An 11,760-nucleotide genomic window follows, 5' to 3' on the forward strand; every position below is an offset into this window, starting at 1 on the left:
AGCCGTTTCGGCGATGAATGGCCGATGAATTCCCGGCACCGCTGGCCGTGGCAGGGCTTGCCTGCAAGCCGGCAAGCGCGCATCACGCGTTCCGGGGTTGGAAGACGAGGGCGAGGGGTAAAGGACATGAAGACAGTTTTTCGCAAGGTGGCAGGTTCGCTCGGCGTTCTGGCCGCAGCACTGGCAACCCCGCTTGCGGCTGAGACCGTGGCGATCCGGGCAGGCAGCGTCATCACCGATGCCGCAAGCCAGCCGAGCGGCGCTGCGACCATCATCGTCTCCGACGGTAAGATCGTGTCGATCACGCCCGGACACGATCCGGTGACCGCTGACCGGGAAATCGACCTGTCAGCCAAGACTGTCCTTCCCGGCCTGATCGACCTCCACACCCACCTCACCGGTGATCCGGGCGGCGATTTCTGGAAGGAGGCGACCGAGCCAGAGGAATGGGGCGTGGTCGTGGGGGCCAAGAACGCGCGCCTTACCGCGCTCGCGGGCTTCACCACCGTGCGCGAGGCGGGCAGCGGGCGCGACACCGCCTTTGCCCTGCGGCGCGGCACGGCCGAAGGGATCATTCCCGGCCCGCGTGTCGTGGCGGCTGGCCCGGCTCTGGCGATCATCGGCGGGCATGGCGACGTCAATGGTTTCCGTTCGGAGGTCAATGAACTGCTCGACAGCGGTTTCAACTGCACCGGCCCGGTCGAATGCGCGGCCAAGGTGCGGCTTGCCAGCCAGAACGGCAGCGACGTGATCAAGATCACCGCCACGGGCGGCGTCCTCAGCCAGCAGGGCCGCGGACTCGAAGCCCACTTCACCCCCGCCGAAATGAAGGCGATTGCCGACACCGCCCACTCGCTGGGCCTCAAGGTCATGGCCCATGCCCACGGCGCGCGCGGCATCCAGCAGGCGGCCGAAGCAGGGATCGATTCGATCGAGCATGGCACTTATCTGGACGAGGCGGCAGCCCGCGCGATGAAGGCCAGCGGCACAGTGCTTGTGCCGACGCTGATGGCGTTTCAGGGCGTGTCCGAAGGGTTGGGCAAGGGCGTCTACACCCCGGTGGTCGAAGACAAGATCCGCGCGGTCGAACCGCTGATGGGATCGCTGGTCAGCCGGGCGCGCCAATATGGCGTGACGGTCGCCTTCGGCACGGATGCGGGCGTGTTCCAGCATGGCCGCAATGCCGAGGAACTGGCGCTGATGAAAAAGCAGGGCATGACCGACCGCGAAGTCCTCGCCAGCGCGACCACTGTCGCGGCGAAGGTGCTCGGCATGGAAAACCAGATCGGTCGCCTCGCGCCGGGCTTCTCGGCGGACATCATCGCAGTCGAGGGTAACCCGCTGGCGGATGTGACCGTGCTGGAGAAGGTCGACTTCGTGATGGTCCGCGGGCGGGTGATCGAGTGAGGCTCGACGCCCCCACTGCACACCCTCTAACCCCGCCCGATCCCGGGAGAGTCTGCTTCATGGCTGAGAGGCGGCAGTAAGCTTCGCCCGCTCTGTCGAGCCGGAACCAGTTTACGAAAGCGCAGGGAGCGGGCGTGTCCTTGTGCCTACAGGGCGCTTGCCAAATCGGTGCGCGCACGGCAGCTAACGCCTTATGGGCGCATTAATTCCCGACCGCCGCACGGTTCTCGTGGCACTCGCCATCACGGCGGCGGCCATCGCCATCCTGCTCGCCATGGGCCGCTCGCCGATCTGCGAATGCGGTTATGTCAGCCTGTGGCACGGGCAGATCAACGATGCGGGCAACAGCCAGCACATCACCGATTGGTACACGCCGAGCCACATCATCCACGGGATGATCTTCTACGCCTTCGGCTGGTGGCTGTTCGTGAAGCGCGGGCTGGGCGGGGCGCAGGGCTATCGCTGGGGCTTTCCGCTGGCGGTGCTGCTGGAGGCGGCGTGGGAGGTGCTGGAGAATACGCCCATGGTGATCAATCGCTTCCGCGCCGTGACCGCCAATTTCGGCTATTCGGGCGACAGCGTGCTGAACTCTTTCGCGGATATCGGCTGGATGAGCTTCGGCTTCTGGCTCGCCCTGCGCCTGCCGGTTCGGGTCACGGTGGCGCTGGCGGTGATCGGGGAACTGGTTGCGGGCTATGTCGTGCGCGACAATCTGACATTGAACGTGATCATGCTGCTCTATCCGATCGATGCGATTGCCGAATGGCAGGCGGCAGGCGGGGTCGCCTGAGGCTGGACTTGAGGCTGGCCTTGGCCTAATTCCCTTTCATCCCCGGGGAGCCGCTTGGCTGAGAGGTGGGCTTTGCACCCCACGACCCGTCGAACCTGAACCTGTTAACACAGGCGGAGGGAGTGGGCTGGTCGTATCGGCCATGGTTCCCGCTCGCTTTCCGCCATGAGGAGAGAGCGCATCATGGCCGACATCAACAGTCCCGTCGAAATCGGCGTCACCACGGGGCCGATCCGTGGCAGCCGCAAGGTCTATGTCGGGGCGCGCACCGGCTCGGGCATCCGCGTGGCGATGCGCGAGATCGATCTTGAGGGCGGCGAGCCGAGCGTGCGGGTCTACGACACCTCCGGCCCTTACACCGACCCGCAAGCCCATATCGACATCAACGCCGGCCTTGCGCCGCTGCGCCGCGACTGGATTCTCGCGCGCGGGGACGTGGAGGATTACGAGGGTCGCGAGGTCAAGCCTGAGGACAACGGCCAGCTCGGCCCGGATCGCTCGGGCGGCGTCCCCGGCTTTCCCAACGTGGTCAAGCGTCCCCTGCGCGCCAAGGCGGGAATGAACGTCAGCCAGATGCACTATGCCCGGCGCGGCATCATCACGCCGGAGATGGAATATGTCGCCGAGCGCGAGAACCTCGGGCGCGAGATCGTCAAGGATCTGGTGCGTGACGGGGAAAGCTGGGGGGCGGAAATTCCGGACTACATCACCCCGGAATTCGTCCGCTCCGAAGTCGCGCGGGGCCGCGCGATCATCCCCTCCAACATCAATCACCCTGAATCCGAGCCGATGGCGATCGGGCGCAACTTCCTCGTCAAGATCAACGCCAATATCGGCAATTCCGCCGTGGCGTCAGATGTGGCGCAGGAAGTCGACAAGATGGTCTGGGCGACCCGCTGGGGCGCGGACACGATCATGGACCTTTCCACCGGGCGCAACATCCACGACACCCGCGAATGGATCATCCGCAACTCCCCCGTCCCCATCGGCACCGTGCCGATCTATCAGGCGCTCGAAAAAGTCGGCGGCATCGCCGAGGAACTGACGTGGGAAATCTTCCGCGACACCCTGATCGAGCAGGCCGAACAGGGCGTCGACTACTTCACCATCCACGCGGGCGTGCGCCTGCCCTACATCCCGCTCACCGCCAAGCGCGTCACCGGGATCGTGTCGCGCGGCGGCTCGATCATGGCCAAGTGGTGCCTCGCCCACCACAAGGAGAGCTTCCTTTACGAGCACTTCGACGAGATCACCGAGATCATGAAGGCCTACGACATCGCCTATTCGCTGGGCGATGGCCTGCGCCCCGGCTCGATCCGCGACGCCAATGACGAAGCGCAATTCGCCGAGCTCTACACCTTGGGCGAACTCACCAAACGCGCCTGGGAGCAGGACGTGCAGGTGATGATCGAAGGCCCCGGCCACGTGCCGATGCACAAGATCAAGCAGAACATGGAAAAGCAGCTGGAGGCCTGCGGCGAGGCGCCGTTCTACACCCTCGGCCCGCTCGTCACCGACATCGCGCCGGGTTACGACCACATCACCAGCGGCATCGGGGCGGCGCAGATCGGGTGGTATGGTACCGCGATGCTCTGCTACGTCACGCCCAAGGAGCACCTGGGCCTTCCCGACCGTGACGATGTGAAGGTCGGCGTCGTCACCTACAAACTCGCCGCCCACGCCGCGGACTTGGCCAAGGGCCATCCGGCGGCACAGGTGCGCGACGATGCGCTCTCCAAGGCCCGCTTCGAGTTCCGCTGGCGCGACCAGTTCAACCTCAGCCTCGACCCCGAAACCGCCGAGCAGTACCACGACCAGACGCTCCCGGCGGAAGGCGCGAAGTCGGCGCATTTCTGCTCGATGTGCGGGCCGAAGTTCTGCTCGATGAAGATCACGCAGGAAGTGCGCGATTTTGCCGCCAAGCAGAACGCCGGGATCGAAACCTTCGTCGCCTCCGAGGAAGAGGCCGAGGCGGGCATGGCGGAAATGAGCGCCAAGTTCCGCGAAGTCGGCAATCAGCTCTACGTCGGCGCGGGTGACCGCGAGCATGATTGAGGCCACGCCCCGCGCCGCTCTTGCCGCCGCAGGGCTGCTGGCGCTGGCGGGGTGCGCCGCCGAGAGCGAGCCACCGGCACCGCAGCTTGACGAAGCCGCGGTGCTCGCCGCCTCGCTGCCGGTGGCGCAGAGCTTTCAGGCCGAACTGCAAGCCCAGCTCAAGGCCGCCATCGCCGCCGGAGGCCCCAAGGACGGGGTCTCGGTCTGCCAGCAGGCCGCCCCTGCCATCGCCATGGCGCAATCCGAGGCGAGCGGCGCGCAGGTCTCCCGCATCGCCGCCCGCCACCGCAACCCCGCAGGCGGCGTGCCGGAGGAACTGGCCGAGGCCTACGCCGCGCTCGAAGCAGCGCCGCTCAAGGACGGCAAGCCCAACCGCCAGATCGTCCAGACCGGCAGCGGCGCGCAGGCCAAGGTCCATGTCCTCTCCGCCATCCCGATGCAGGAACAGCCCTGCGCGGTGTGCCACGGCACCGCCATCGACGCAGGCCTCAAGGCGCATATCGACAGCCTCTACCCCGGCGACCTCGCCACCGGCTTCTCACCGGGCGAACTGCGCGGCGCGCTGGTGGTGAGCTGGGACGCGGGGCGCTTCCTGAAATGAGCCGCCGCGCCCTTGCGCTGCTCGCCCCGCTGGCGCTGCTGCCGGGCGGCTGCGTCTCCACCCCCGATGCCGCCACCCCGATTGCGCAGGCCGAGACGCCGCGCTTTGATCCCTTTGTCTTCTTTCTGGGGCCGAGCCGCGGGGAGGGCGTGCTGGACAAGGTGCTGTCCGATCCCGTCGCCGTGGCGGTCGAGAGCCGCGGGCGGATCATGATCGCGCGGCATCACCAGGCCAGCTGGGACGCGCCGGATACCCGCTTGCTGGTGCTCGACCAGACCGTGCGCGAAGAGGGCAAGCCCCCCCGCGAGCGCCAGTGGCGCCTCACCGAAATCGCGCCGGGCCGCTACGAAGGCAGCCTGACCGACGCCATCGGCCCGGTCACAGGCCGCGCCGAGGGCAACCGGCTGGTGCTCGAATACCGCATGGAGGGCAGCTTCAAGGTGCGGCAGGAACTGACGCTGTCGGAGGACGGCACCCGCGCGCATAATGTGCTGAAGGTGAGCCAGCTGGGGGTGACGGTGGCGGTGCTGGTGGAGGATATTGTGCGGGGGTGAGGGGGCGGCTCTGCAAGGGGGGAGCCTGTCTTGAGCTTTCCAAAGGGTGGTGAAGGGGCAGGCGGGGTTGATCTGAGGGGCTGGCCTCCACATGCGCTCGCGCCTGAGCAGGGTTTTACGCAGAGACGCAGAGGCAAGGAGGGCGCGGTGGTGAGGTCGTCACTATTCTAGCCCTATCTCAAATCAAGCCTCGGTGTCATCATCGTGGTTTGGGGTCGACCGATTCACAACTAGACCACCAAAAGGCCTAAGGTTCGAGTAGTCTATTGGGAAGCTTCCTTGGATCCATCGATCAATTAGATTATCCTCAGCTGCCTCGTCTTCATATCTTACATTTTCATCCAGAATTTTTAAAGCGTCTGCAAGTTTGTTGCTTAATACTATCTTTCGCTTTTGACTGACCCTCTTTTTAAATTCTTCCTTTAACCAGTCGTTGAGTATCGCAACCTTGTCGTAAGTCACCCCATAATCGCCATCGCGTGAAACTATCATGATGTTTGCGTGGTCAGTTGAAGATTGAGCACAATGAATTATCCACTCCCAATTAAGGGCATCACCAATGGATGTGTCGCCCGACTTTCTAGGTGGATAGCCAAGTGAGAAACGCTTTCTTGCGAGATTTCGAATTGTAAATCGAAGTGGATCTGGACGCTTTAAATTTATATTTGAATTATGAGCAAATAATTTTTTAAGCCCTCGGAATACGGGATCGTATCGAGCGGGATCACTTAAAATAAGGCCTACTCTATTTTGAACTTTATTATATAGCTTTTTCGATTCCTTTATCTTCCTATTGAAAGCGGTCACTGACTTGCTCCCGCTAACAATCATGGGGGCTGACTCAATATTTGGAAAAGATAGCCTTTTGATTGAGTCAAATATAACTTTTTGTCGATTCTTCAAAAACTCCATTTTTACTTGTTCAGTCACAATAATGGAGTCGAGATGTTTAACTAGCGAAGCAATTTGTCGGTCGGCTGCTTCTCCCGGGAGGCGATAGAAATCCAGCATTATGTTGGTGTCTATGAACACCAGCCATTTTTCGTTATCGGCCATGCTACCCCCTTCTTATCATTCAGATTATCTCTGATAATCTTCGCGTCAAGCGTTGATGGAAGAGGCCACCTATCAGCTCAAGAAAGTAGTTTTCATCGACTCGCCCCCCTTTCCTACACTCCACCCCCTGAGTCATCCTCCCCCGATGACCCAGCCTCGCACCCCCCGCCCATCACCCCGCAGCGCCGCGCCAAGGCTCCGCGCTGTTCCCGCAACCTCGCCTGGCGCGCCCACCTCCGCCGTCAAACCCCCGCGCCACGATAGCTGGTCGCGCGCCAAGCAGGCCGCGTTTCTGCGCGCGCTCTCGGCTTCGCACTCCGTCTCGGAAGCCGCGCGCTCGGTCGGCAAGTCGCGGCAGTCGGCCTATCAGCTGCGCTCGAAGCTCAAGGGCCAGCCCTTCGATCTGGCGTGGGAGGTGGCCTTTCACCATTCCTATGATGTGCTCGCCCACACCGCGCTCGAACGGGCATTGAACGGCGTCGAGGTGCCGGTGTTCTTTCAGGGCGAGCAGGTCGGCGCGTATCGGCGCTTTGACGAGCGGCTGACGGTCGCGCTGCTGTCGCGCTTTACCATGGGCGGCAATCCCGCCTTCGGCCGCCTCGGCGCGATGGCCGAGCGCCACGCGCGCGATTTCGAGACGCTGCTGGCGAAGCTGGAAGCGGGCGAGGCGGTGGCAACTGGCGCGCTCTCGCCGGACGACCCGGACGAGTTCGCTGCCTTGCGCGGCGGCTTCGGGGCTGCGGAAAAGGGGGGCTTCCCCTGTCCGTCAAGCATGAGTGATGACGAATTAATGAAGGTATTACAGGAGCATGGCTGGAAAGGTGATGCTTGACAGGGTGTCAAGTTTGTCAAGCTCTTGTGTTTCGACCGCGCCTCCGCACGGTCGTCCTCGGTGTGTTTTTTTGTTCCGCATCGCCTCCGCGATGCGAAATCCTCGCTCACACGCCCTGCGGGCGCGTCGCTGCGGGCGGCCGCTTGGCCTTGCGGCCCCTTGCGGGGCCGGAACAGGGCGTCATGGCCACCCTTGGACGGTCGCACTTGCGGGCCTGCGGCCCGAAACAGCGCTTTCTTTCCCCAGATTAGGAGAAACCCCCGATCCGTGTTACACATTCCCCTGCTGACGTCGAAATTTGCGACGGACTTCGAAATTTGCGCTCCGCCGCCTGGCCCTCGGCCCCCGGCGTTAACCAGACGACGACTTCCTTTCATCGGACGATTTGACGCACTCCCCCTGCCGCGTGTCGCGGTGGGAAAAAGCATTGTTCTTGAAAGGAACACACCATGAGCAAGACCGGAACCGTAAAGTTCTTCAACACCGACAAGGGCTATGGCTTCATCCAGCCCGATGATGGCTCGTCCGACAGCTTCGTGCATATCACTGCCGTGCAGGCCGCCGGGATGCACAGCCTCGATAAGGACCAGCGTCTGTCCTACGAGCTTGAGCGCGGCCGCAATGGCAAGGAAAGCGCAGTCAATCTCGCCGCGGCGGACTGACCTGAATACCGGGGCGGGCAGGGCGTTGATGAAGCGCCCTGCCTGCTCGTCTGAATGACTCCCGCCTACCCCCTCCCAAGGCAGGATACCCCCTATGGCCCAGACCTACGAATTCTACTGCGAACGCGCCGACGAAGCCGCCAGCCTCGCCAAAAAGGCAACACTCGACAATGTGCGTGACCGCGAATTGCGATCGGAACGGACCTGGCGCGGGCTTGCCGAACACGCGCGCAAGACCGCCGAGGAGCGCGTGAAGGCCGATCATGCCCGGGCCGAAAAGCGCGCGGCCGAGGCCTCGCTTTCCTGAACCTTGCCGCCGATTTCGCTGGTATTGCTACGGTCAGCGCCCCATATTTTCTTTGGGCAACAGGAAACTGAACGCAAAGGAGAGGATGCGATGAGCACCATGCAGTTCCAGTTCAACACCGACAGTTCGGTGATGGGCACCCACGAGGTTGCCCAGCGGATCGAGGCGCAGGTGCGCCAGCGGCTGGAACGCTTCGAAGAGCGGCTGACCCGCGTCGAGGTGCATGTGACCGATGTGAATGGTCGCAAGCACGGCGGCGATGACAAGCACTGCACGATCGAGGCGCGCCCGCGTGGTGGTCGGCCGATTGGCGTGACCGGCAAGGCTGCCGATGTCGATGCGGCAGCGCGGATCGCCGCGAGCACGATGGCGGAACGGCTGGAGCGGGTGTTCGGCAAGGCGGATCGTCACCGCCACGATCCCTCGCCCGACAAGCAGATCTGAATCGATACAAGCGGTGCAGGGGGCTTATTGCCCCTTGCGCCCGAACACCTTTGACCGCAGTCCGCGCCCGCTGAGGCCGGGCAGCCCCGGTTGACTGGGAGTTGGCGCGATGACCGGAGGCGGAGGAGGCGGCGGCGCGGCAGGCGCGTCTGCGTGACGCAGCTCGAAGCGTCCGCCAATCCCCTCGGCCAGCTTGCGCTTCTCGGCCCATTCGTTTGCCAGCGCCATTTTCTCGTCCTGATCCGCCGGCATCAGATCGACCGGGTAGGCCCGCTCGTCGATGACGTTGGCGTCGGGGACCTGTTCTGGGGCGAGGAAGCCGTGGGCGACATGCTTCAGGGGCACCAGTTCGTAGAGCGGCATGTCCGCGATCTCGCCATTGCCCAGCCGCGCCCCGGCATCGTGATGCAGCACGCGGTAGGACAGGCTGCGATCCTCGGGGCCGAAGGTGTCGCCATCGGGAATGACATAGCCATTGGGCATGGTCGCCACCCGCAGGAAGGCAAAGATGGTTTGGAGATTGGCGCCCCAGGGCAGGACATTGGGTTCGATCAGGATCTCGCGCCCGAGCCAGTGGCGCGCGCCGAATGTGCGGATTCCGACCCGCTCTGCCTCGCCCGGGGCTGCGCGGGGGCCGAACAGCTGAGGGTGGAGATTGACTGCCCCCGGCACGCCGGATTCGGCAGCCAGCGCATCGAACAGCTCGCCGCGCAGCAGCAGATCGGACTGAGTCCAATGCACCGCGAGGGGCATGGCATGTTCGATCGCGATCCGCGCCATCAGCGCTAGCACTTGCAAGCGGCGCTCGAACTGCGCCTGGGTCGCGCCTGCGGGCCCGTGGCCGGCCGCCTCGAGCATCGCGGCGACCTTGGGATCGCCCTCCACCCCGCCCAGCACCCCGTGCGAGACTTCGAGCAGGATGTGTGTATCGGTCCGCGCGATGCGGTCGCGGATGTCGGGGGTGAGGATGCCGGTGTAGGAGGATGCCAGCGCCGGGCGGAACACCTCGGGATTGCAGGGGCGTTCGATGTACTCTAAAGTCACCATCAGGTCTTCGGCAGCATCATACAGGCGGTAGAACAGCCCTGGATTGCTCTCGGGCATGTTGAAGCTGATGGGGGAGCGCATCCCCTCGACCCGGGTATAGGCACGCATGATCGCTTCGAGATCCGGCACGCGGCGGTCGAACAGAAGGGCGGCTTGCAGGCGGTTGGGGTAGAGCATCGCGCGTATCGGACCTTACGCAAGGAACGTCCATGTTCTTATCGCCTTGCGGTTAATACCGGGTTGATCTTGCTAGCCTCGTCCCGCGTCCCGCATTCGGCGAGCAGGCCGTCTATGGCCTTGGCCACGCCGAAAAACCCGGCCTTGGCATGCGGCCAGGTGGTGCGGTCGAGATCGCCGAGCAGGGTGACAACCCGCCCCTCGCCAACCAGCGGGGCCAGTTCGGGCCACAGCGCGTCGCGGGTCCAGCCGGTGGGGAGGTAGGGCACAGCGAGCCGCGTGATCCCCGCCTCAGCCAGCAGCGGGGCGAGCGGCGCGCCCTCGGCCCACACCGCCGCTGGGCACCCGAACGCCGCCGCGGCCTCGGCGTGGCCGCTGGCGAGGGCGTCCTCGGCAAAGCCTCGGGCGTGGAAGCCGAGCGTTCCGGGCGAGCGTGCCCCTGAGCGACCTGCGGCAATCACTAGCGCCGGGGCGGTGGGCAGGGCCAGCGGCGCGTGATGCGCCGCCTCGTCATGGAGCACCAGCGCGAAGGGTTTGGCCAGATCGGCATCGCGCACGGGCGCGGGCAGGTCGAGCTTCTGACGGCCATAGTCCTGCTGCTCGGTGAGCGGTTCAGCCTCATCCCCCGCGAGCCGCGCAGCGGCGAGCGCCCCCTCAGGGCGACCGGCAGTGTAGCGCGCGATATTGTCGGCGCGGGCAATGTAATGCTTGCCCTTGGTGTGCAGCCCCGCGACCCAGCGCCACGACAGCGTGTTCGAGGCGGCATCGGCGTCCATCAGGTGCCGAAGGAAGAAGTCCGCCCCCAGCCGCCAGTCAAGTTTCAGGGTGAAGATCCAGATGCTCGCAAACCACATGCGCGCATGATTATGGAGGTAGCCGGTTTCGGTCAGTTCGTGCACCCAGACGTCAAAGGCTTCGATCCCGGTGCGGCCTTCGGTCGCCTTGGTATAGGCGGCCCGCAGCCCTGAATTGGCGTCGAGCGCTGCAAGCGCATTGTCTCTGCCGGTGCAGAAATCGTCCCAGATCGCCGGACGCTGTTCGAGATAGCCCTTGAAGTAGATCCGCCAGAACACTTCGGCGATGAACTTCTCGGCGCCCCGCGGGGAATGCTGTGACAGCACCGCATCCAGCACTTCCGTCTCGCTGATCAGGCCAGCATGGAGCCACGGCGAAAGCTGGCTGACATTGTTGCGCCCGTGGCCATCGCCGGGGCCATTATCGGCATTGCGGGTGTCGGCATAACGGCGGCCGGCAGCGGGGAGAAACTGGGCAAGGCGATCAAGGCCGCGGGCACGGGTAGGGGTAAAGTCCATGGCCGGGCAACCCCTTGGCGTGGGTCTGGTTCCGCCCTATCCTCAGATCTCAAGGAGACACGCCCATGACCCGTCGCCCCACCATGATACTCGCCGTGCTGCTGGCCGCTGCCGCCTGCACTCCCGCCCAGACCGACGGGATCGACCCCAAGGGCGAAACCTTCGATGCGGTGTTTGAGGATGATGTCATCACGCTCACCGGTACCGAGCCTTTCTGGGGCCTCAAGATTGAGAACGGCGAGGGGTTGTGGACCACGCCTGAAAACCAGCCGGGTACGCGCTTTGCGCTGACCCGCTTTGCCGGGAACAACGGGCTCGGCTATTCCGGCACACTCGAAGGCGAACCATTTACCGCCACTCTGACCCCGGGCGAGTGCAGCGACGGAATGAGCGATCGCAGTTTTCCCTTCGTCGCTACTATCGCTTTGGGCGGGGAGACTTTGAAGGGATGCGGCTATACTGAAAGCCAGCCGTTCACCGGCGATCCCGCGCCCTGAGGCGCTTCTACACAGGGG

General features: G+C 64.1%; 13 protein-coding genes and 1 riboswitch. Of the genes, 10 read left to right on the forward strand and 3 right to left on the reverse strand.

Going from position 1 to position 11,760, the window contains the following annotated elements; genetic code table 11:
• Window positions 1-126: 126 nt before the first annotated feature.
• The 5 genes from CHX26_RS05605 to CHX26_RS05625 all read left to right on the forward strand — a co-directional run bounded on the left by CHX26_RS05605 (window position 127) and on the right by CHX26_RS05625 (window position 5,407).
• Window positions 127-1,407: a metal-dependent hydrolase family protein gene (locus CHX26_RS05605; protein ID WP_104941521.1), complete on the forward strand. Its 1,281-nt coding sequence runs from the start codon at window positions 127-129 to the stop codon at window positions 1,405-1,407.
• Window positions 1,408-1,600: 193 nt separating this feature from the next.
• The gene (locus tag CHX26_RS05610) at window positions 1,601-2,197 is read left to right on the forward strand and encodes a DUF2585 family protein (protein ID WP_104941522.1); all 597 of its coding nucleotides are present in this window, start codon (window positions 1,601-1,603) and stop codon (window positions 2,195-2,197) included.
• A 33-nt stretch (window positions 2,198-2,230) separates the two neighbouring features.
• A riboswitch (TPP riboswitch) is annotated at window positions 2,231-2,337 on the forward strand.
• Window positions 2,338-2,380: 43 nt separating this feature from the next.
• Window positions 2,381-4,252: a phosphomethylpyrimidine synthase ThiC gene (gene thiC / locus CHX26_RS05615; RefSeq protein WP_104941523.1), complete on the forward strand. Its 1,872-nt coding sequence runs from the start codon at window positions 2,381-2,383 to the stop codon at window positions 4,250-4,252.
• On the forward strand, window positions 4,245-4,853 hold the full coding sequence (locus tag CHX26_RS05620) for a c-type heme family protein (RefSeq protein WP_104941524.1): 609 nt from the start codon (window positions 4,245-4,247) through the stop codon (window positions 4,851-4,853). The genes thiC and CHX26_RS05620 overlap by 8 nt, the downstream gene beginning before the upstream one ends.
• Entirely contained in the window at window positions 4,850-5,407 is a 558-nt protein-coding gene (locus CHX26_RS05625; protein WP_104941525.1) for a DUF3833 family protein, read from the forward strand. The genes CHX26_RS05620 and CHX26_RS05625 overlap by 4 nt, the downstream gene beginning before the upstream one ends.
• Before the next feature lie 183 nt (window positions 5,408-5,590).
• On the opposite strand, the gene CHX26_RS15600 is transcribed toward CHX26_RS05625, so the two are convergent.
• A complete protein-coding gene (locus CHX26_RS15600) occupies window positions 5,591-6,463 on the reverse strand; it encodes a PIN domain-containing protein (RefSeq protein WP_146107664.1) in 873 nt (290 codons plus the stop codon).
• A gap of 145 nt (window positions 6,464-6,608) precedes the next feature.
• On the opposite strand from CHX26_RS15600, the gene CHX26_RS05630 reads away from it, so the two are divergent.
• The 4 genes from CHX26_RS05630 to CHX26_RS05645 all read left to right on the forward strand — a co-directional run bounded on the left by CHX26_RS05630 (window position 6,609) and on the right by CHX26_RS05645 (window position 8,708).
• Window positions 6,609-7,295: a hypothetical protein gene (locus CHX26_RS05630; protein ID WP_104941526.1), complete on the forward strand. Its 687-nt coding sequence runs from the start codon at window positions 6,609-6,611 to the stop codon at window positions 7,293-7,295.
• Between the two features lie 449 nt (window positions 7,296-7,744).
• Window positions 7,745-7,957: a cold-shock protein gene (locus CHX26_RS05635; RefSeq protein WP_104941527.1), complete on the forward strand. Its 213-nt coding sequence runs from the start codon at window positions 7,745-7,747 to the stop codon at window positions 7,955-7,957.
• 94 nt (window positions 7,958-8,051) lie between these two features.
• Window positions 8,052-8,264, forward strand: a complete 213-nt coding sequence (locus tag CHX26_RS05640; RefSeq protein WP_104941528.1) for a hypothetical protein — start codon at window positions 8,052-8,054, stop codon at window positions 8,262-8,264.
• A 90-nt stretch (window positions 8,265-8,354) separates the two neighbouring features.
• Entirely contained in the window at window positions 8,355-8,708 is a 354-nt protein-coding gene (locus CHX26_RS05645; protein ID WP_233997295.1) for an HPF/RaiA family ribosome-associated protein, read from the forward strand.
• A 24-nt stretch (window positions 8,709-8,732) separates the two neighbouring features.
• On the opposite strand, the gene CHX26_RS05650 is transcribed toward CHX26_RS05645, so the two are convergent.
• Entirely contained in the window at window positions 8,733-9,932 is a 1,200-nt protein-coding gene (locus CHX26_RS05650; protein WP_104941529.1) for a hypothetical protein, read from the reverse strand.
• A gap of 38 nt (window positions 9,933-9,970) precedes the next feature.
• Window positions 9,971-11,245, reverse strand: a complete 1,275-nt coding sequence (locus CHX26_RS05655) for an FAD-binding domain-containing protein (RefSeq protein WP_104941530.1) — start codon at window positions 11,243-11,245, stop codon at window positions 9,971-9,973.
• Between the two features lie 65 nt (window positions 11,246-11,310).
• On the opposite strand from CHX26_RS05655, the gene CHX26_RS05660 reads away from it, so the two are divergent.
• Window positions 11,311-11,742: a COG3650 family protein gene (locus CHX26_RS05660; RefSeq protein ID WP_104941531.1), complete on the forward strand. Its 432-nt coding sequence runs from the start codon at window positions 11,311-11,313 to the stop codon at window positions 11,740-11,742.
• The last annotated feature ends 18 nt before the right edge of the window (window positions 11,743-11,760 follow it).

This window comes from Porphyrobacter sp. HT-58-2 (assembly GCF_002952215.1).
In the GTDB taxonomy this organism is placed as follows: Bacteria; Pseudomonadota; Alphaproteobacteria; order Sphingomonadales; family Sphingomonadaceae; genus Erythrobacter.